The organism is Streptomyces sp. R28, assembly GCF_041052385.1.
Classification (GTDB): Bacteria; Actinomycetota; Actinomycetes; order Streptomycetales; family Streptomycetaceae; genus Streptomyces.
In genome coordinates, this window is record NZ_CP163439.1 from 3,275,660 (window position 1) to 3,295,933 (window position 20,274).

Here is a 20,274-nt window from a genome sequence, read left to right on the forward strand (position 1 = left end):
AACCGGCGGGGCGGCCGGACGCCCGGCCGCCCCGCTCAGAGCGTTCCTCACCCGCAGGTGTGTCACACCCCGGACGAGACCTCAGTCTTCTCGTCCGAGGTCGCCGCTTTTCCCTCCGCTGCCGCCAGCGCACGGTTGCGGCGAACCGAGGACCAGAAGGACCAGGCGATCAGGATCACGCCGATCGAGCCGGTGATGAGCTCGGGGATCTGGTACTGGATGGTGACCATGAGGATCACGGCGAGCGCGCCGATCGCGTAGTGCGCGCCGTGCTCCAGGTAGACGTAGTCGTCGAGGGTGCCCTGACGCACGAGGTAGACGGTCAGCGAACGGACGTACATCGCGCCGATACCGAGGCCCAGCGCCATCAGGACGATGTCGTTGGTGATGGCGAAGGCGCCGATCACGCCGTCGAAGGAGAAGGAGGCGTCCAGGACCTCGAGGTAGAGGAACATGAAGAACGCGGCCTTGCCGGCCATGGCGACCGCGGTGCGGGGCTTGCCGGTGCGCTCGGCCTCTTCCTCGGCCTCGTGCTCGCGCTCCTCCTCCTCTTCGAGCTTGTCCTCGAAGTAGCCGGAGAGACCCCCCACGATCATGTACGTGATCAGGCCCGCGATACCGGAGAGCAGAACCGTCTCCGCCTTGTCGACGTGCGCACCGCCGTGCTGGTGGGCGTTGGCCGCGAAGGTCAGCGCCGAGATCAGCAGAACGACCAGCGCGATACAGACCGACAGCATGTCGACCTTGCCGAGCTTGGCCAGCGGGCGCTCCAGCCAGTTGAGCCACTTGATGTCCCGGTCCTCGAAGATGAAGTCCAGGAAGATCATCAGCAGGAACATGCCACCGAAGGCGGCGATCGCCGGGTGGGCGTCGGTCACCAGCTGCTGGTACATGTCCTTGTCGTTGAGCGCGAGGTCGACCGCCTCGATCGGCCCCAGCTGCGCGCTGATCGCGACGATCACGACGGGGAAGACCAGCCGCATGCCGAAGACGGCGATCAGGATGCCGATGGTGAGGAAGATCTTCTGCCAGAAGGCATTCATCTTCTTCAGGATTCCGGCGTTGACCACCGCGTTGTCGAACGACAGCGAGATCTCGAGGACGGAGAGGATCGCCACGATACCGAGTGCGGTCCACCCCCCGAAGAGGACCGCTGCAACCAGGCCGAGCGCGGTGACCGCGAACGACCAGCCGAAGGTTTTCAGAACCACTGGCTACCCAATCCTGTGTGTACGGGGCTCCCGAGCGCCGCACTCGGCTTTACGAACTTTTGAACCCGAAGTCTAGTCGGCCCCACTCCCCGTCCCACGGGGGCCCGACTTTTGCTCATATCGCGTTATGAGACGCTGACCCCGAAGTCCAGCGCGATGCCGCGCAGGCCCGACGCGTACCCCTGTCCCACCGCCCGGAACTTCCACTCTCCCTGGTGGCGGTACACCTCGCCAAAGATCATGGCGGTCTCGGTGGAGGCGTCCTCGCTCAGGTCGTAGCGGGCGAGTTCCTGGCCGTCGGCCTGGTTCACGACACGGATGAAGGCGTTGCTGACCTGGCCGAAAGTCTGGCCTCGCTCATCGGCCATGTGGATGGAGACCGGGAAGACGATCTTGTCGCACTGGGCCGGCACCTTGAAGAGGTCGACCAGCAGCGACTCGTCGTCGCCGTCCCCCTCGCCGGTGAGGTTGTCCCCGGTGTGCTCCACCGAGCCGTCCGGACTCTTGAGCTGGTTGTAGAAGACGAACCACTCATCGCCCATGACCCGTCCGCCGGTGCACATCAGGGCGCTGGCGTCGAGGTCGAAGGGGGCTCCGGTGGTGGAGCGCGCGTCCCAGCCGAGCCCGATCATCACCTGAGTGAGGTTCGGTGCGGCCTTGGACAGGGAGACATTTCCTCCCTTGGCGAGCGTGACGCCCATGTTGCTGGTCCTCCCCGCGTGATGCTTTTTGGTTGTCCTGCGCATCCGGCGCCGCACCCAAACGGTACGGCGCCGGACTCAGCCAGTGGTGTCCTGAACGGTCACCTCTCGGATGGCGACCTCAGACGTTCACACCGAAGTCCTGCGCGATGCCGCGCAGGCCCGAGGCGTAGCCCTGGCCGATGGCGCGGAACTTCCACTCCGCGCCGTGCCGGTACAGCTCGCCGAAGACCATCGCGGTCTCGGTGGACGCGTCCTCGCTGAGGTCGTAGCGCGCGATCTCGGCGCCGCCGGCCTGGTTGACGACGCGGATGAACGCGTTGCGCACCTGGCCGAAGGACTGCTGGCGGTTCTCGGCGTCGTAGATCGAGACCGGGAAGACGATCTTCTCGACGTCGGCCGGGACGCCCGCGAGGTTGATCTTGATCTGCTCGTCGTCGCCCTCGCCCTCACCGGTGATGTTGTCGCCGGTGTGCTCGACCGAGCCGTCGGCGCTCTTCAGGTTGTTGAAGAAGACGAAGTTGGCGTCACTGGCGACCTTGCCCGCGTTGTTCAGCAGCAGCGCGCTGGCGTCGAGGTCGAAGTCGGTGCCGGTCGTGGTGCGGACGTCCCACCCCAGACCGACGATGACCGCAGTGAGGCCCGGGGCCTCCTTGCTCAGTGATACGTTGCCGCCCTTGCTGAGGCTGACTCCCACGAGTCCTCCATTGGTGTCCAGGGGCGGGGAGCCCCGCCATGCGTTTGATATCGGATCAACGAGTCGATCCTAGTAACGGGTTCCCGTACCCCGCAGGCCTTGATACCGAAGAATCACAGGGTGTCGGGATCAGAGGGTGTCGAGTGCCTTGACGTACTCGCTGAGGTCGCGGGCGTCCGGCAGCGCGTTGACGACCGTCCAGCGCACGACGCCCTCCTTGTCGATGACGAAGGTGCCGCGCACCGCGCAGCCCTTGTCCTCGGCGAAGACGCCGTAGGCGCGGCTGACCTCGCCGTGCGGCCAGAAGTCGCTGAGCAGCGGGTACTCCAGGCCCTCCTGCTCGGCGAAGACGCGCAGGGTGTGGATGGAGTCGTTGGAGACGGCCAGCACCTGGGTGTCGCGGTCGGAGAACTGCGGCAGGTTGTCGCGCACCTCGCACAGCTCGCCGGTGCACACGCCGGTGAAGGCGAAGGGGTAGAAGAGCAGGACGACGTTCTTGGAACCGCGGAAGTCGGAGAGCTTCACGGCGGCGCCGTGGTTGTCCTTGAGCTCGAAGTCGGGGGCCTTGTCGCCGACCTGGATCGCCATCGTCGTGATGTCCCTTCGGTGGGGCTGTTCGGGTGGAACCCACCCTATGCAGCTACCACCGAGGCCCGTGCAGGAGGCCGGGCCGGGCTTTTCAGCCCGGCCCGGCACCACCACCGGTTCTACTTCTTGGTCTTCGCGGCCTTGGGCGTCACCAGCCGGCTGCCGCTCCAGTCCTTGCCGACGCTGACGCTCTTGGACGCCGACAGCCCCGCCGTGGTCGCGGCTTCAGAGATGTCGCTGGGCTCAACGTAGCCGTCACGGCCGGTCTTCGGCGTCAGCAGCAGGATCGCGCCGCCCTCTTCGATGTACGTGGTGGCATCCACCAGCGCATCCGTCAGGTCGCCGTCCTCGTCGCGGAACCACAGCACCGCGGCATCGGCAACGTCGTCGTAGTCCTCGTCCACGAGCTCTGTGCCGGTGACTGACTCAATGGCCTCGCGGAGTTCCTGGTCTACGTCGTCGTCGTAGCCGATCTCCTGGACCACCTGCTCGGGCTGGAACCCCAGCCTCTCGGCAAGGGTCCGCTCCTCCGCGTGGTCCGCGGTCGCGCTCACGGGTTGCCTCCTGATCATGTCTTGGGAAATAACTCAGCCACGCGCGTGCGCGAAGCATTGGCCGTAGTCCACACGGGCGGGACGGATCGCGCAAGTACCCGGCCGTTCAGACCGCCGAAACGGTGACGATCGTGAACGTGTCACCGCAACTCCAGGCACACCATCATCGTCCCAAGGTGACGTACCGCACGCCAATCCGCCCCTTTGGGCGTTTGGGAACCATCGACGGGTACTCCACCGTTACCAGGACCCGGTTACCTCGCAGTAGAGATGACGTTTGGCGCCCCGAGGTACACGATGGGGAGCGGTGCAGACACCCAGAAACACGGCCCTCTGACAGGTAAGGAACAGCGTGGCTTCCGGATCCGATCGAAACCCGATCATCATTGGCGGCCTTCCGAGTCAGGTTCCTGACTTCGACCCCGAGGAAACGCAGGAGTGGCTCGACTCCCTCGACGCCGCTGTGGACGAGCGCGGCCGGGAGCGGGCCCGCTATCTGATGCTGCGGCTGATCGAGCGGGCCCGCGAGAAGCGCGTCGCCGTGCCCGAGATGCGCAGCACGGACTACGTCAACACGATCGCCACCAAGGACGAGCCGTTCTTCCCGGGCAACGGGGAGATCGAGCGCAAGATCCTCAACGCGACCCGGTGGAACGCCGCGGTCATGGTGTCCAGGGCCCAGCGCCCCGGCATCGGCGTCGGCGGTCACATCGCGACCTTCGCCTCCTCCGCCTCGCTCTACGACGTGGGCTTCAACCACTTCTTCCGCGGCAAGGACGAGGGCGACGGCGGCGACCAGGTCTTCTTCCAGGGCCACGCCTCTCCGGGCATCTACGCGCGCGCGTTCCTGCTGGACCGTCTGAGCGAGCAGAACCTGGACGCGTTCCGCCAGGAGAAGTCGAAGGCGCCGTACGGCCTGTCCTCCTACCCGCACCCGCGGCTGATGCCGGGCTTCTGGGAGTTCCCGACGGTGTCGATGGGCCTCGGCCCGATCGGCGCGATCTACCAGGCGCGGATGAACCGCTACATGGAGGCGCGCGGCATCGCCGACACCTCCAAGTCGCATGTGTGGGCGTTCCTGGGCGACGGCGAGATGGACGAGCCGGAGTCGCTCGGCCAGCTGTCCATCGCCGCCCGCGAGGGCCTGGACAACCTCACCTTCGTCGTCAACTGCAACCTGCAGCGCCTCGACGGCCCGGTGCGCGGCAACGGCAAGGTCATCCAGGAACTGGAGTCGATCTTCCGGGGCGCCGGCTGGAACGTCATCAAGCTGATCTGGGACCGCACCTGGGACCCGCTGCTCGCGCAGGACCGCGACGGCATCCTGGTCAACCGGATGAACACCACGCCGGACGGCCAGTTCCAGACGTACGCCACCGAGACCGGCGGCTACATCCGCGACCACTTCTTCGGTGACGACCAGCGGCTGCGCGCGATGGTCGAGGGCATGACCGACGACCAGATCCTGCACCTGGGCCGTGGCGGTCACGACCACAAGAAGATCTTCGCCGCGTACGCGGCGGCCCGCGCCCACAAGGGCCAGCCGACGGTGATCCTGGCCAAGACGATCAAGGGCTGGACGCTCGGTCCGAACTTCGAGGGCCGCAACGCCACGCACCAGATGAAGAAGCTCACGGTCGACGACCTCAAGCGCTTCCGCGACCGTCTGCACCTGCCGATCGCCGACAAGGACCTGGACAGCGGGCTCCCGCCGTACTACCACCCCGGGCGGGACTCCGAGGAGATCCAGTACATGCACGACCGCCGCCAGGGGCTCGGCGGTTACGTCCCGACGCGCGTGGTGCGCTCCAAGCCGCTGGCGCTGCCGGACGACAAGACGTACGCGACCGTGAAGAAGGGCTCCGGTCAGCAGTCGATCGCCACCACCATGGCGTTCGTACGGCTGCTCAAGGACCTCATGCGGGACAAGGAACTCGGCAGGCGGTTCGTGCTGATCGCGCCCGACGAGTACCGCACGTTCGGCATGGACTCGTTCTTCCCGAGCGCGAAGATCTACAACCCGCTCGGCCAGCAGTACGAGGCGGTCGACCGCGACCTGCTGCTCGCGTACAAGGAGTCGCCGCAGGGCCAGATGCTGCACGACGGCATCTCCGAGGCGGGCTGTACGGCGTCGCTGATCGCGGCGGGTTCGGCGTACGCCACGCACGGCGAGCCGCTGATCCCGGTCTACGTCTTCTACTCGATGTTCGGTTTCCAGCGCACCGGCGACCAGTTCTGGCAGATGTCGGACCAGCTGGCGCGCGGTTTCGTGCTGGGCGCGACCGCCGGCCGTACCACGCTGACCGGTGAGGGCCTGCAGCACGCCGACGGCCACTCGCAGCTGCTCGCCTCGACCAACCCGGGCTGTGTGTCGTACGACCCGGCGTTCGGCTTCGAGATCGCGCACATCGTCAAGGACGGTCTGCGGCGGATGTACGGCAGCGACGAGCAGCACCCGCACGGCGAGGACGTCTTCTACTACCTCACCGTCTACAACGAGCCGATCCAACACCCGGCCGAGCCCGAGAACGTGGACGTCGAGGGCATCCTCAAGGGCGTCCACCGCTTCAGCGAGGGCACGGCCGGATCGATCCCCGCGCAGATCATCGCGTCGGGTGTGGCCGTCCCCTGGGCCATCGAGGCGCAGAAGATCCTCGCCGAGGAGTGGAACGTCAAGGCGGACGTCTGGTCGGCGACCTCCTGGAACGAGCTGCGGCGCGAGGCCGTGGAGTGCGAGGAGCACAACCTGCTGCACCCGGAGGAGGAGCAGCGGGTGCCCTATGTGACGCGCAAGCTCAGCGGGGCCGAGGGACCGTTCGTGGCCGTCTCCGACTGGATGCGGTCGGTGCCGGACCAGATCGCCCGGTGGGTGCCGGGGACGTACCAGTCGCTGGGCGCGGACGGGTTCGGGTTCGCGGACACGCGCGGTGCGGCGCGCCGGTTCTTCCACATCGACGCGCAGTCGGTGGTCGTCGGGGTGCTGACCGAGCTGGCGAAGGAGGGCAAGGTGGACCGGTCGGTGCTGAAGCAGGCGATCGACCGTTACCAGCTGCTCGATGTGTCGGCGGCGGACCCGGGTGCCGCGGGAGGCGACGCGTAGCGTCGCCGGCGTCAACAGCTCGAAGGGGTGGTGTGCCCGTGGGTGATCTGCGGACTACACCACCCCTTCACATTTCTTACGATGCGGACATGAAGCAACCGCTCGCCCAAGTCCGTTGGGAACGGTGTACCCAGCGGCCCCTGTTCGCTCTGGCCCTGGCGTTCGCCGTGGCCTATGCCGTGCCGATCGTCGAGCCGGACGCGAGCCGTGCGGTGGCGTCCGCGTGCCTCGCGGTGGAGTGGGTGGTGTGGGGCGCGTTCGCGCTGGACTACGTCATACGGCTCGCTCTCGCCGAGCAGCGGATGCAGTTCGTACGGAGCCACTGGATGGATCTCTGCGCGGCCGTGCTGCCGCTGGTCCAACCGCTGCGGCTGCTGCGGCTCGTGGCCACCCTGCTGCTCGTCGGGCAACGAGCCCGGATGGCCTCGCAGGTGCGGCTCACGACCTATGTCGCCGGGTCGGTGGTCGGGCTGTTGATGTTCGGGTCACTGGCCGTGCTGTCGGTGGAGCGGGACTCACCGGACGGGAACATCAAGACGCTGGGTGACGCGGTGTGGTGGTCCTTTACGACCATGACGACCGTGGGGTACGGGGATCATGCGCCGACCACCGGGGTGGGGCGGATGCTCGCGGTGGGGCTGATGCTGTCCGGGATCGCCCTGTTGGGTGTGGTGACCGCGAACATCGCCGCTTGGTTCATCGCTCGCTTCGAGATGGACGACGTGGAGGAGCGGCGGCAGACCGAGGCGATACGGGTACTCACTGAGGAAGTCCGGGCCTTGCGAGCCGAGGTCGCCGCGCTGTCGGGGGACAGGGTGGGGGACAAGTGAGTCAGAACAGACCGTTGCCCGGTGTCGCCGTCCCCGCCAGCCAGATGACGGCCATCAGCGTGTCTATCGCGCCCAGCACCACGGCCACCAGCGCGGGGAGCGGGCGGGCTCCTGACCAGGTGCGGTTCATGGCCAGCCAGCCGCAGGCGATCGCCACCGGGCCGAGGATGATGCCCAGTACGAAGAAACCGGCGATCGCGCAGATGGCTCCGATGATCCCCAGCGTCGCGCGATCCGGCCCGGTCCGTGACCACGTCCGGCCACGTGAGCGGGGGTACCCGCGCGTTCGGTGTCCGAAGCCCGCCATCGTCAACTCAACTCCCAGAACCTTCCGGTCGGTTGGGTTCGCCGAGTCGAGTACCCCGCGTGCGGGCGCTAATCCTCCGGTTGTTCCGGGCCGTCGGCGCGCTGTCCCCCTCCGGCAGCGCGCCGCCGCCCAGGCCGCCCTCCTCGTCGTACCAACGTGCCCGAGGAACATGCCGTACGGAGGGCTTGGCCCAATCTGACCTGCGGCGCATGCCGGGTGGGAGGGATCTTTAGCGAAGTCACCCTGATAGGGGAACTCCGACCGCGGATCCCTCCGTTCGCTTGCGGGGCGTCAGATGTGCGCCGCGCCCGCGCCCGCCTCCGCGTTCTCGCCGCGCTTGGTGAGGAAGGCGACGAAGACCGCGACGACCGCCACGCCCGCGGCGACCAGGGACGCCAGGCTCATGCCCGAGATGAACGTGTCGTGCGCCACGTCCGTGATCTTCGCGGCGATGGCGTTCGGCGTGCCCGGGGCCACCGGTGGCACGCCGACCTGGACCGCCTCGGAGGCCTGGGCCTCCTGGGCCGCGGTGAGCGGCGGCAGGCCCGCGGAGGTCCAGTTACCGGCGAGGTCGCTGTCGACCTTGGAGGCCATGACGGCGCCCAGGACGGCCGTACCCAGGCTGCCGCCGATCTGCATCGCGGCCTGCTGGAGACCGCCGGCGACGCCGGAGAGCTCCATGGGCGCGTTGCCGACGATGACCTCCGTGGCGCCGACCATGACCGGCGCGAGGCCGAGGCCGAGCAGGGCGAACCAGAGGGACATGACGCCGCTGCCGGTGTCCGTCTGAAGCGTGGACATGCCGTACATGGCGAGGGCGGTGGCCGCCATGCCGCCGGCCAGCGGGATGCGCGGGCCCAGCTTGGTGATCATCGCGCCCGCGAGCGGGGAGCCGACGATCATCATGCCGGTGAGGGGCAGGAGGTGCAGCCCCGCGTCGATCGGGCTCATGCCGTGGACGTTCTGCAGGTAGAACGTCACGAAGAACAGGCCGCCCATGAAGGCGATGGCCATCAGGACCATCAGCACGACACCCGCGGAGAGCGGGACCGAGCGGAAGAGAGCCAGCGGGATCAGGGGCTCCTTGACCTTCGTCTCCCAGAAGGCGAAGAGCGCGAAGCCCAGCACCGACACGGCTATGAACGTCCACGTCTTGCCGTCGCCCCAGCCCCACTCCGGAGCCTTGATCAGGGCCCAGACCAGGCAGAACATCGCGGCCGACAGCAGGGCTATACCCAGGATGTCGAAGGAGCGCGGGGCGTTCTCGGCACGGTGGTCGAGCAGGATCACGACGCCGAGGACGACGGCGAGGATGCCGACCGGCACGTTGATGAAGAACACCGACTGCCAGTTGACGTGCTCGACGAGGACGCCGCCGAGGATCGGGCCGCCCGCGGTGGAGGCACCGATGACCATGCCCCAGATGCCGATGGCCATGTTGAGCTTCTCGGCCGGGAAGGTGGCCCGCAGCAGGCCGAGCGCGGCCGGCATCAGCAGCGCGCCGAACAGGCCCTGCAAGACGCGGAAGGTGACCACCGCGGCGATGCTGCTGGACAGACCGATCGCACCGGAGGCGGCGGCGAAGCCGACCACGCCGATCAGGAAGGTCTGGCGGTGTCCGAAGCGGTCGCCGAGCTTGCCGGCGGTGATCAGGGCGACCGCGAGAGCGAGGAAGTAACCGTTGGTGATCCACTGGACCTGGGCGAAGGTGGCGCCGAGGTCCTTCTGGATGGCCGGGTTGGCGATGGCCACGATGGTGCCGTCGAGGGCCACCATCATGACCCCCACTGCGACGGTGATGAGAGTGAACCAAGGGTGGCCCCGCAGCCCCTTGGCCGGCGTCGCGTCCGACGGAACCGCCGGCGCCTTGCCCTCCGACCCCGTCGTGTCGATGGTGGTCTGACTAGTCATGCGTTCGAGGCTAATGACAGCCTCTGACAATTGACAAACCAATTCACAAGTCGGTAACTGACACCTATGGAAACACTGCGCGAACGCAAGAAGCAGCGCACTCGGGAAGCACTGCTGCGTACCGCGTTGGAGCTGTTCACCACCCAGGGGTACGAGGGGACCACCGTCGACGACGTCGCGGAGGCCGTCGATGTGTCGCAGCGCACGTTTTTCCGTTACTTCGCCGGCAAGGAGGAGGCGGCCCTCGCCCTGCAGGAGATGACGGTGGCGCACTTCCTGGAGGCGGTGCGCGAGCGCCCGCCGCACGAGGCCCCCATGGAGGCGCTGCGGCAGGCTGTGCTGGAGGGCTGGGACACGCTCCACGACGTGGTCGAGGCCGTCGCACCGGTCGAGCTGTATCTGCGCATGTACAAGGTGATCGAGTCGACGCCCGCCCTGCTCGCCACCCATCTGCGCCGCTCGGTGGAGGCCGAGGAGGCGATCGCGCGCATCCTCGCCGAGCGCGAGGGGGTCGACATGGACACCGATCCGCGGCCCCGGCTGGCGGTGGCCCTCTTCGGCGGGGTGATGCGGCTGACGGAGCGTCAGTGGAGCACGGGCGAGGACTTCAGCCTGGACGCCATGCGGGCGTTGACCGTCTCATATCTCGAACAGGTGGGCCCGGCACTCAGCGAGAGCTGGCGAACACGCTGAGGTCATCGGCCTGTTAACACCGCCTTGACCGAAACGTGATACCAGTCACTTGGTTAACGCGAGACCCTCTCGTTCTCCTAGTGTGTCCTCCCAGTGACTTCCTTCGACACGTCCCCGCAACTGAACGTCTGGCGCGCACTGCTCGCTCTGGCCGTGGTGTTCGTGATGCTGGCGACCACCGGCTGGACCGCCCTGCGCCACCACCGCAGCGCCGCACCACTGCAGGCGTCGCTCAGCGCCTGGGAGCACGGCCGCATCGCCGGGCACCAGCTGCCGGACACGGACTCCTCCCCCACCCGGCTCGCCCGTTTCTTCGCCTCGCTGACCGCAGCGCAGCGCAGCAGCCTCGCGCAGCGCTATCCGCTCGCCGTGGGCAACATGAACGGCGCCCCCGTCGAACTGCGCTACCGCGCCAACCACATCGCGCTCGACCAGGCGCGCAAGGTCGAGCTGAAGCGCATGCACGACGCGGGGCTCACGCCGGACGGGCAGCGCGAGGCGGGCCGCCGTATGCATCGCTTCGAGTCGATGATGCAGGCGGACCGGCGCATCCTCGCCTTCGACCCGGAGGGCTCCGGGCGGGCCGCGGAGGTGTTCGGCGACCTGACCAAGGCCGAGCGGATCTCGGTCGTCGTCCCCGGCGTCGACACCGACCTGCTGACGTTCCAGCGCACCAACCGCAAGTACTCGGCACCCGTCGGCATGGCGCAGTCCCTGTACGCGGCCGAGCGCGCGGTCGGCCCCTCGACGCGTACGGCCGTGATCGCCTGGGCCGACTACACCACGCCGAGCGGGCTCGGCATCGACTCGGCGACGGCGAGGCGGGCCGCGGACGGGGCCGTCCGGCTGAACGCGCTGGTGCGGGGCCTGCCCGGCGGTTCGCCGGTCTCCCTGTTCTGCCACAGCTACGGCTCGGTGCTGTGCGGCCTCGCCGCACCCGCGCTGCCGGGACGGGTGGCCGACATAGCGGTGGCCGGCTCCCCCGGCATGCGGGTCGCGAAGGCCTCCCAGCTGCGCACCTCCGCCCAGGTGTGGGCGATGCGGGACGCGGACGACTGGGTGCAGGACGTGCCGTATCTCGAGGTCGGCGGGCTGGGACACGGGGAGGACCCGGTGTCGTCGGTGTTCGGCGCGCGGGTGCTGTCGGCGCGGGAGGCGAAGGGGCACGCCGGCTATTTCGAGCCGGGTACCGACAGCGTGCTGAACTTCGCCGAGATCGGGGTTGGCTCGTACAAGTCGGTGCGGTGTGCCGACGATACCGAGGCCTGTCGGACGGGTTTGTCCGACACGGCGTCGGCCGGACGCGCGTAGAGGCGCAGGAATTGCGGGTTGCACGGGGTGGCGACGGAGGAGCACGTGCCGCATACGATGAGCCGCATGGGTGACGTACTGGCCGGATTTCATGCCACCTGGGAGTTCGAGTCCGACTCCGTGCTCATCCGTTACGAACGGGGGATTCGAACACCCAAGCTCTTTCAGAGCCTCGCGGAGCGCCGTGTCCCGCTGGAGGCGATCGCCGGGGTGACGCTGACGCCGGGCAAGCGCGGGACCGTGGCTCTGCGCATCGAACTGCGGTCGGGCGCCGATCCGTTGCTGGAGGCGGCGGCCGGGCAGTTGAAGGACGGGAGCGATCCGTATCGGCTGGTACTGCCGGCCGACAAGGAGACGCTGGCCGAGTACTACGCCGACGAGCTGCGGGCGGAGTTGACGGAGGCCGGGCCCGCCGAGGAGTTCCTCGTGGCCGCGCCCGAAGTGCCGTTGCAGTTCAAGGCGTATGACGGGAAGGCGTCCTTCGACGGGGAGACCGTCCGCTTCCGGTGGTTCTGGACGGGGGCGTCCTCGGCGAAGTGGAAGGCCGGCGATCAGAGCTTTCCGGTGGGCGAGTTGAGCGGGGTCGAGTGGCGCTCGCCGGAGGTGTTCGAGGGGCATCTACGGCTGCTGCGGCCGGACTCCGCCGACGGCCGGCCCGCGCAGGCCGATCAGGATCCGGCGGCCGTCGTGTTCGGGCTGGGGTACGGGCCGGTGCACGAGTCCTTGCCGTTCGCCGCCGCCGTGTTGGCAGCGGTACGGAAGTCGGGGCCGGTCGCCGCGGTGCCGGCTGCGGCACCGCGGCGCGACCCGGCCGACATCGCCGAGCGCATCCGCCACCTGGGAGAGCTGCACGAGGCGGGGCTGGTGACGGATGAGGAGTTCTCGGTGAAGAAGGCGGAGTTGCTGGCGCAGCTTTAGCGATTTCGTCCGCCGGGCGCGGTGGCGGGGCGGCTGCGGACCGCTCGTGGCTGGTCGCGTCCACGCGGCGGAGCCGCAAACCGATACCGCCCCGCGCCCCTGAGAGCGTCTACTCCCGGCCGGCCGAGGCGAACCTCATGTCCGCGTACCGGTCTCCCGCCACCTTGGCCGCGATCGGCTCCAGCAGGGCCAGCTCCTCCTCGTTCAGCACGATCCGTGTGGCGGTCGCGTTCTCCTCCACCCGGCCCGGCTTGCGCGTGCCCGGTATCGGGATCACCGGCAGATCGTGCACCGAGGCCTGCTGCTGCACCCACGCCAGCGCGATCTGCCCGAGCGTCGCGCCGTGCGCCTCGGCCACCGTGCGGATCGGCTCCAGCAGGGCGGCGTTGGCGGCCGCGTTGTCGCCCGTGAAGCGGGGCTGCTGGCGGCGGAAGTCGTCGGACGTCAGGTCCTCGGCCTTGGCGAAGGAGCCGGTCAAGAAGCCCCGGCCCAGCGGGGAGTACGGCACCAGGGCCACGTCCAGTTCGCGGGCCGCGGGGACCACCTTCGCCTCGATGTCGCGGCTGAAGAGCGACCACTCGGACTGGAGGGCCGCGATCGGGTGCACGGTCTGCGCGGCGCGCAGCTCGTCCGCCGTCACCTCGCTCAGGCCCAGATGCTTGACCTTGCCCTCGCGGACCAGCTCGGCCATGACGCCGACGGTCTCCTCGATGGGGACGTTCACATCCCGGCGGTGCATGTAGTAGAGGTCGATCGCGTCGACGTCGAGGCGCTTCAGGCTCGCCTCGATGCACTGGCGTATGTAGGGCGCGTCGTTGCGAATGATCCGCTTCGTCGGGTCGTCCTGGTCGATCGCCAGGGCGAACTTCGTGGCGATGACGACCTCGTCGCGATGCGCCTTGAAGAACGGCGCCAGGAATTTCTCGTTCTCCCCCGCGCCGTAGGCGTCCGCCGTGTCGTACAGCGTGACGCCCAGCTCCAGCGCCCGCTCCAGGGTCGCCCTGGACTCGCCCGCGTCCGAGGGGCCGTACGCGAAGCTCATGCCCATGCAGCCGAGGCCCTGGACACCCACCTCGGGGCCCGTCGTGCCGAGCCGTACCGTCGCGATCCTGTTGTCCGTCATCCAGCCTTCTCCGTCTTCTCCTGCTCGTACGTCTTGTCCTGCTGGTACGTCTTGTCCTGCTCGTACAGGCGCCCCGCGTCCGCGTAGAAACTGATCTTCCGGTCGAGCACGGCCAGCGTGTCCTGGAGCTCGGCGATCCGGGCGAGGACGTCGCGGCGGGTCGTCTCCAACAGCTCGAAGCGGTCACCGAACGTGTGGTCGCCCTCGCGCACGAGTTCGGCGTACCGGACCATGTCGGCGACCGGCATGCCGGTCAGCCGCAGCTTGCCGACGAGGTCGAGCCAGTCCAGGTCACGGTTGCTGTAGCGGCGCTGGCCCGTGTGCGAGCGGTCGATGTGCGGCATGAGGCCGATCCGCTCGTACCAGCGCAGGGTGTGGGCCGTCAGACCGGTGAAGGCGACGACCTCGCTGATCGTGTAGCTGTCCTGGCCCTCCGGGCGGCGGTGCGGGTGCGGCGGAGCGGCACAGCTGTCGGTCCTGGTACTCGTGGTCTCCATCACCGTCATGCCCTCCACGCTATGACCTTGGAGTGCGCTCCAAGCAAGCGGAAACGGTAAGAAAAGCACGGGACGTGGCGTGATCACCGTGGCTAGCGTGCGGGGCATGAGTCTCGTACGCCGTGCCCTGCCCGATGATGCCGCCGAAGTGCTGCGGCTGCGTCAGGTGATGATCGACTCGATGGCGTCGGATGCCGGGCCGACCGACTGGCACGCGCAGTCGCTGCCGATCCTGCGGGGCAGGCTGGCCCAGCCGGACGGGGACTTCGGGGCGTACGTCGTCGACCATCCGGACCGGCCGGGGGCGCTGGCGGCGCTGGTGGTGGGGACGCTGGAGTACCGGATCGGGCGGGCCGGCCATCCGCACGGGCTGATCGGCTACGTCTTCAGCGTCGCCACCGACCCGGACGCGCGGCGCCGGGGGTACGCGCGCGCGTGCATGGAGGAGCTGCTGGACTGGTTCCGCGAGCGGGGTGCCGGCCACGTCATGCTGACCGCGTCCGCCGATGCCGAACCGCTGTACGCGTCGCTGGGCTTCACGCGGGACACGGACCCCTCGATGCGGCTGTACCTGTGAGCGGCTTAGGCTCACAGACATGTCCTTGCAGAGCCTCGCACTGATCGAGAACTGGCCGGTTCCCACCGCCGCCGCAGGTGTCGTACGGGCCGACGGCACGGTCCTCGGCTCCCACGGCCCCGTCGGGCACCGCTTCCCGCTGGCGTCGGTCACCAAGCCGCTGGCCGCGTACGCGGTGCTGGTCGCGTACGAGGAGGGCGCGGTCGAGCTCGACGAGCCGGCCGGACCGGAGGGCTCGACGGTGCGGCATCTGCTCGCGCACACCTCGGGGCTGGCCTTCGACGAGCACCGGGTGACGGCCCCGCCCGGGGAGCGGCGGCTGTACTCCAACGCCGGGTTCGAGCAGCTCGGGGACCATGTCGCCAAGGCGACGGACATTCCGTTCGCGGAGTATCTGCGGCAGGCGGTGCTGGAGCCGCTGGGCATGACGGCCACGTCCCTCGAAGGCTCCCCGGCGAAGGACGGGGTCTCGACGGTCGAGGATCTGCTGCGGTTCGCGGCGGAGGTGCAGGCGCCGCGGCTGCTGGACCCGCGCACGGTCGCCGAGGCGATGACCGTGCAGTACCCGGGGACGAAGGGCGTGCTGCCGGGGTACGGGCACCAGAACCCGAACGACTGGGGGCTCGGCTTCGAGATCCGGGACGGCAAGTCCCCGCACTGGACGGGCTCCTCGTCCTCGCCGCGCACCTTCGGGCACTTCGGGCAGTCGGGTACGTTCCTGTGGGTCGACCCGGACGCGCGCGCGGCCTGCGTCGCACTGACGGACCGGGCGTTCGGGCCGTGGGCGGTCGAGGCGTGGCCGGGGTTCACGGAGGCGGTGCGCGCCGAGCTGTAGCCGTGTCCGTGGCCGTACCCGTGGCCGTGAGGGTCTCGCCCGTTCCCTCGGTGTCGATGTGCGGCATGATCCGGTCCAGCCAGCGGGGCGTCCACCAGGCGTGCCGGCCCAGCAGGGTCATCACGGCGGGCACCATGAGCAGACGCACCACGGTGGCGTCGATGAGCACGCTGACGGCGAGGCCCAGGCCCAGCATCTTGACCACGATGTTGTCGCTGACGATGAAGGCCGCGAAGACACTGACCATGATCAGTGCCGCGCAGGTGATCACGCGTGCGGTGATCTCCAGCGCATGAGCGACCGAGGCCTTCGCGTCCCCGGTGCGCAGCCAGGCCTCGTGCACCCGGGAGAGCAGGAAGATCTCGTAGTCCATGCTCAGCCCGAAGATGATGGCGAACATCATCATCGGCACATAGCTCTCGATGGGCACCTCGCCGTTGACGCCCAGCGCGGGCCCGCCCCAGCCCCACTGGAAGACGGCGACGACGACGCCGTACGAGGCGGCGATCGACAGGACGTTGAGGACGGCCGCCTTGACGGCGACGAGCAGGCCGCGGAAGACCGCGAGGATGATCAGGAAAGCCAGGGCGACCACGACGCAGATGATCAGCGGCAGCCTGCTCGCGACGATGTCGCGGAAGTCGACCTGCGCGGCCGTCGTCCCGGTGACATAGCCCTTGGCGTCGGTGCCGGAGACCGCCCCGGGGAGGGTGTCGTCGACGAGCCGGTTCGTGAGGTCGGTGGTGTCCGCGTTCTGCGGCGACGTCGACGAGTAGACGGTGCCGAGCAGGACGTCCCCGTCCTGCGTCGGCGTCAGTGGGGTGACGAAGGAGGTTCCGGACGCGTCGCCCAGGGCCTGCTGGGCCTTCGAGGCGAGGTCGGAGCGCTGTGAGTCCGGTACGGAGGTCTGGTCGATGACGATGGTGAGGGGGCCGTTGGAGCCGGGGCCGAACGCGTCGGTCATCAGGTCGTAGGCCCGCCGGTCGGTGAAGGACGTGGGGTCCGCGCCGTCGCCGATGTGGCCGAGTTGGATCGAGAAGACCGGGATGGCCAGCACCGCGACGGTGACGAGGCCCGCGGACAGGTACCGCAGCGGATGGCGCTCCACGCGCTGGGCGTAGCGGTGCCAGGTCCCCGTGGGCTCCGTGCCCGGTTCGGCGTCGGTCTCGGCGACCGGGCGGCGCAGGTGGTAGCGGTCGATGCGGTGGCCGATCAGCCCGAGCAGGGCGGGGACCAGGGTCAGTGCGCCGAGGACGGCCGACACGACCGTGACGGCCGCGGCGACGCCGAGTTTGCCGATGAAGCTCACGCCGGACACCCACAGGCCCATGAGGGCGACGATCACCGTCGTACCGGACACGAGCACCGCGCGTCCGCTGGTGGCGGCGGCGTGGCCGGCGGCGCGCACCGGATCGGCGCCGTCCATGAGGCCCTGCCGGTGCCGGGTGATCAGGAACAGGGCGTAGTCGATACCGACGCCGAGGCCGATCATCGTCGCCAGGGTGGGCGAGACCGTGGCGAAGGTGAACGCGATGGCGAGCAGCCCGAGGCAGGCCAGGCCGCCGACCACGCCGATCAGCGCGGTGATCAGGGGCAGGCCGGCGGCGATCACACTGCCGAAGCCGATGAGCAGGACCACGATGGCGACCGCGAACCCGATCAGCTCGCTCACCCGGTCGTCGGCCTCGGGCCGCGCCAGCTCGCCGAGCGAGCCGCCGTACTCCACGTCGGCACCGGCCGCCCGCAGCGGCTGTACGGCGTCGTCGACCCCGCCGAGGTAGCTGTCACCGAGCAGGGACGGCTGCTCGTCGAAGCGGATGGTGATGTAGGCGGTCTTCCCGTCGGAGGCCAGCGGCCCGACCTTCGAGGAGGTGGCGTCCAGCGGGTTCTGCACGGACAGGACGTGCGGCAGCTTCTGCAGGTCGGCGACGGTGGTCGACATCTGCGAGCCGAGCGAGGTCAGGGCCTTGTCGTCGTCGTGCATGACGATCTGGCTGCTGTAGCCCCCGGCCTGCGGATCGTGCTGCTTCAGCACGTCGAGGCCTTCCTCGGACTGGACGTTGGAGAGGGCGAAGTCGTCGGAGTAGGTCCCGCCGTGGATGTGGTTCAGGGCCTGCAGCGCGCCCAGGGCCACCAGCCAGGCGACGATCACGATCACGAAGTGGTGGGCGCACCACTCACCGAGCCGTCGCAGTCCCCCCTTGGGGGCTTTGCCCTGTTCCCCCGTGCCTTCGCGTCTGGCCATGGCCTCGGCTCTTCTCTGCCGAGCGAGTGTCCGACCTCTCCATTGGACGCCACAGGAACCACTCCGGCATCTCGGGCACCACGCCTATGGGGCCAACGGGGCCATCTCCCAGATCAACAGCTCCGCCGTGCTCACCCCCACCGCCTCCACGCCCTCGGCGTCCGTGAGACGCACCGCGTCACCGGCGCTCAACTCCTCGCCCGCCAGCCGCACTTCACCGCGCACGACATGCACGTACGCATACGCCCCGTCCGGCACCGCCGTCCGCTCCCCCGCCCCCAGGCGCCGTACGTGAAGCATCGCGCCCGCCTCCGGGACGGCGTACGGCGTCGAGTCCGCGATGCCGTGGACAATCTCGTACGACGGGTCGCCGCCCGGCGACAGAGGGGCCAGCCAGGTCTGGATGAAGGTCAAAGGGGTGTCGGCGTCGTTGCGTTCCACGTGCCGTACGCCGCCCGCCGAGCTCAGCCGCTGGACGTCGCCGGGGCCGACCCGGGTCTCGTGGCCGGTGGAGTCGCGGTGGGTCAGTTCGCCCTCGACGACCCACGTCACGATCTCGGTGTGGCTGTGGGGGTGCTCGTCGAAGCCGGCGCCGGGGGCGAGCCGCTCCTCGTTGCAGGCGATCATCGCGCCGAAGCGGAGGTTGTCGGGGTCGTAGTGCGGGCCGAAGGAGAAGGCGTGGCGCGACTCGATGCCCGCTGCCGGATCCCCTCCGGGATAGCGCCCCGCGGCGCGCCGTACGTCCATCACGCGCACCACGGTAGCCCTGCCGGCCGGCCAGACCCGACGTCAAGTGCAACGCCGGGCAAGGGCCCGCAACCTGCGCCGGTCCGACGACACCGGCCGTGAGGGAGCCGTAGGGGCGCGAAGCACGGCCCGCCGAGCCGCCGACCACACACCCTCCGGCACGCGCACCCGTCCCGATAAGGCAGTCTTGTCCCCGTGCCCGAACCCGTAGCCCGTAAGTCCGAAGCAGCCGCGCACGACATCCACCCCCACTCCGCGACCCTGAAGCGACTGGAGAAGTCCTCCGGTTCTCTCGCCGCGCAGGCCATCGCGCGGATGGACGAGACGCTGCCGTGGTACCGGGCCATGCCCCCGGAGAACCGTTCCTGGATCGGTCTCGTCGCCCAGGCCGGTATCGCCGCCTTCACCGAGTGGTTCCGGCGTCCCGACGCACCGCAGGCCATCTCCACCGACGTCTTCGGGACCGCGCCCCGTGAGCTGACCCGCGCGATCACCCTGCGGCAGACCGTCGAGATGGTGCGCACGACCATCGAGGTCATGGAGTCGGCCATCGACGAGGTGGCGGCGCCCGGCGACGAGAGCGTGCTGCGGGAGGCGCTGCTCGTGTACGCCCGTGAGATCGCGTTCGCCACCGCCCAGGTCTACGCCCAGGCCGCCGAGGCACGCGGTGCGTGGGACGCGCGCCTGGAGTCGCTCGTCGTCAACGCCGTGCTCAGTGGCGAGGCCGACGAGGGGGCCGTGTCGCGGGCCGCCGCGCTCGGGTGGAACTCGCCGGAGCATGTGTGTGTCCTGCTCGGGACGGCGCCCGACGGGGACAGCGAGCTGACCGTCGAGGCCATCCGGCGGGCCGCTCGGCACGCCAAGCTGCAGGTGCTGACCGGGGTGCTCGGGGACCGGCTCGTCGTCATCGCCGGGGGCAGCGACAATCCGATCGCCGTCGCCAAGTCGCTGATCGGGCCGTACGCCGCCGGGCCGGTCGTGGCGGGGCCCGTGGTGCCCGATCTGCTCGCCGCCACGCGGTCCGCGCAGGCCGCGGCCGCCGGACTGAAGGCGTGTACCGCCTGGCAGGACGCCCCGCGTCCGGTCCTTGCGGACGATCTGCTTCCTGAGCGTGCCATCGCGGGGGACCCAAGTGCGCGCGAGCAGTTGGTGGAGGAGATCTACAGACCGCTGGAGGAGGCCGGGTCGGCCCTTCTGGAGACGCTCTCCGTCTATCTCGAACAGGCGAGCAGTCTGGAGGGCGCGGCACGGATGCTCTTCGTGCATCCCAACACCGTGCGCTACCGGCTCCGACGTGTGACTGACGTCACCGGATGGTCGCCTTCCGATGTACGCTCCGCGTTCACTCTGCGCATCGCGCTGATCCTGGGGCGTCTGGTCGACGGCGATCTCCAGCTCTAGCCTTTTGTCGGGGGTCCACAAAACCCCC

General features: G+C 69.1%; 19 protein-coding genes. 8 read left to right on the plus strand and 11 right to left on the minus strand.

Annotated features, from left to right (window positions below; all coding sequences use genetic code 11):
* Positions 1–62 precede the first annotated feature (62 nt).
* From AB5J49_RS14410 to AB5J49_RS14430, 5 genes are all read right to left on the minus strand, one after another.
* Complete coding sequence (locus AB5J49_RS14410) at positions 63–1,211, minus strand: DUF475 domain-containing protein (RefSeq protein ID WP_369169035.1); 1,149 nt, start codon at positions 1,209–1,211, stop codon at positions 63–65.
* A gap of 125 nt (positions 1,212–1,336) precedes the next feature.
* Positions 1,337–1,912, minus strand: a complete 576-nt coding sequence (locus AB5J49_RS14415; protein ID WP_369169036.1) for a TerD family protein — start codon at positions 1,910–1,912, stop codon at positions 1,337–1,339.
* A 121-nt stretch (positions 1,913–2,033) separates the two neighbouring features.
* Positions 2,034–2,609: a calcium homeostasis/redox stress adaptation protein gene (locus AB5J49_RS14420; protein WP_369169037.1), complete on the minus strand. Its 576-nt coding sequence runs from the start codon at positions 2,607–2,609 to the stop codon at positions 2,034–2,036.
* Between the two features lie 129 nt (positions 2,610–2,738).
* A complete protein-coding gene (locus AB5J49_RS14425) occupies positions 2,739–3,197 on the minus strand; it encodes a peroxiredoxin (protein WP_369169038.1) in 459 nt (152 codons plus the stop codon).
* A gap of 119 nt (positions 3,198–3,316) precedes the next feature.
* Entirely contained in the window at positions 3,317–3,751 is a 435-nt protein-coding gene (locus AB5J49_RS14430) for a DUF3052 domain-containing protein (RefSeq protein ID WP_030054586.1), read from the minus strand.
* A gap of 352 nt (positions 3,752–4,103) precedes the next feature.
* On the opposite strand from AB5J49_RS14430, the gene aceE reads away from it, so the two are divergent.
* Positions 4,104–6,851: a pyruvate dehydrogenase (acetyl-transferring), homodimeric type gene (gene aceE, locus AB5J49_RS14435; RefSeq protein WP_369169039.1), complete on the plus strand. Its 2,748-nt coding sequence runs from the start codon at positions 4,104–4,106 to the stop codon at positions 6,849–6,851.
* Positions 6,852–6,940: 89 nt separating this feature from the next.
* Complete coding sequence (locus AB5J49_RS14440; RefSeq protein WP_369169040.1) at positions 6,941–7,681, plus strand: potassium channel family protein; 741 nt, start codon at positions 6,941–6,943, stop codon at positions 7,679–7,681.
* A gap of 1 nt (position 7,682) precedes the next feature.
* Here the strand turns inward: AB5J49_RS14440 and AB5J49_RS14445 are convergent, their stop codons facing one another.
* Together AB5J49_RS14445 and AB5J49_RS14450 are read right to left on the minus strand one after the other, a co-directional pair.
* Positions 7,683–7,988, minus strand: a complete 306-nt coding sequence (locus AB5J49_RS14445) for a small hydrophobic protein (protein WP_369169041.1) — start codon at positions 7,986–7,988, stop codon at positions 7,683–7,685.
* A gap of 291 nt (positions 7,989–8,279) precedes the next feature.
* Positions 8,280–9,899 (minus strand): MFS transporter, encoded by a 1,620-nt coding sequence (locus AB5J49_RS14450; RefSeq protein WP_369169042.1) that lies wholly within the window; start codon positions 9,897–9,899, stop codon positions 8,280–8,282.
* 66 nt (positions 9,900–9,965) lie between these two features.
* Between AB5J49_RS14450 and AB5J49_RS14455 the strand changes: the two genes are divergently transcribed.
* The 3 genes from AB5J49_RS14455 (at position 9,966) to AB5J49_RS14465 (ending at position 12,821) form a co-directional block, all read left to right on the plus strand.
* Complete coding sequence (locus AB5J49_RS14455; protein WP_369169043.1) at positions 9,966–10,592, plus strand: TetR family transcriptional regulator; 627 nt, start codon at positions 9,966–9,968, stop codon at positions 10,590–10,592.
* A gap of 93 nt (positions 10,593–10,685) precedes the next feature.
* Complete coding sequence (locus tag AB5J49_RS14460) at positions 10,686–11,903, plus strand: alpha/beta hydrolase (protein ID WP_369169044.1); 1,218 nt, start codon at positions 10,686–10,688, stop codon at positions 11,901–11,903.
* A 57-nt stretch (positions 11,904–11,960) separates the two neighbouring features.
* A complete protein-coding gene (locus AB5J49_RS14465) occupies positions 11,961–12,821 on the plus strand; it encodes a DUF4429 domain-containing protein (protein ID WP_369175130.1) in 861 nt (286 codons plus the stop codon).
* Positions 12,822–12,930: 109 nt separating this feature from the next.
* Here AB5J49_RS14465 and AB5J49_RS14470 read toward each other — a convergent pair whose 3' ends face one another.
* Together AB5J49_RS14470 and AB5J49_RS14475 are read right to left on the minus strand one after the other, a co-directional pair.
* Positions 12,931–13,944, minus strand: a complete 1,014-nt coding sequence (locus tag AB5J49_RS14470; protein ID WP_369169045.1) for an aldo/keto reductase — start codon at positions 13,942–13,944, stop codon at positions 12,931–12,933.
* Positions 13,941–14,450: a MerR family transcriptional regulator gene (locus AB5J49_RS14475; protein ID WP_369169046.1), complete on the minus strand. Its 510-nt coding sequence runs from the start codon at positions 14,448–14,450 to the stop codon at positions 13,941–13,943. Before AB5J49_RS14475 ends, AB5J49_RS14470 begins: the two co-directional genes overlap by 4 nt.
* A 97-nt stretch (positions 14,451–14,547) precedes the next feature.
* Here AB5J49_RS14475 and AB5J49_RS14480 point away from each other — a divergent pair, with 97 nt between their 5' ends.
* A complete protein-coding gene (locus AB5J49_RS14480) occupies positions 14,548–15,018 on the plus strand; it encodes a GNAT family N-acetyltransferase (protein WP_369169047.1) in 471 nt (156 codons plus the stop codon).
* Positions 15,019–15,037: 19 nt separating this feature from the next.
* On the plus strand, positions 15,038–15,853 hold the full coding sequence (locus AB5J49_RS14485; RefSeq protein ID WP_369169048.1) for a serine hydrolase domain-containing protein: 816 nt from the start codon (positions 15,038–15,040) through the stop codon (positions 15,851–15,853).
* Here the strand turns inward: AB5J49_RS14485 and AB5J49_RS14490 are convergent.
* Both AB5J49_RS14490 and AB5J49_RS14495 read right to left on the minus strand, forming a co-directional pair.
* A complete protein-coding gene (locus tag AB5J49_RS14490) occupies positions 15,825–18,098 on the minus strand; it encodes an MMPL family transporter (protein ID WP_369169049.1) in 2,274 nt (757 codons plus the stop codon). The two genes, AB5J49_RS14485 and AB5J49_RS14490, sit on opposite strands and share 29 nt — an antisense overlap.
* Positions 18,099–18,182: 84 nt before the next feature.
* Complete coding sequence (locus tag AB5J49_RS14495; protein ID WP_369175131.1) at positions 18,183–18,845, minus strand: pirin family protein; 663 nt, start codon at positions 18,843–18,845, stop codon at positions 18,183–18,185.
* A 195-nt stretch (positions 18,846–19,040) separates the two neighbouring features.
* On the opposite strand from AB5J49_RS14495, the gene fasR reads away from it, so the two are divergent.
* Positions 19,041–20,246 carry a fatty acid biosynthesis transcriptional regulator FasR gene (gene fasR, locus AB5J49_RS14500; RefSeq protein WP_369169050.1) on the plus strand — a complete coding sequence of 402 codons (1,206 nt, stop codon included), beginning with the start codon at positions 19,041–19,043 and terminating at the stop codon, positions 20,244–20,246.
* Positions 20,247–20,274: the final 28 nt, after the last annotated feature.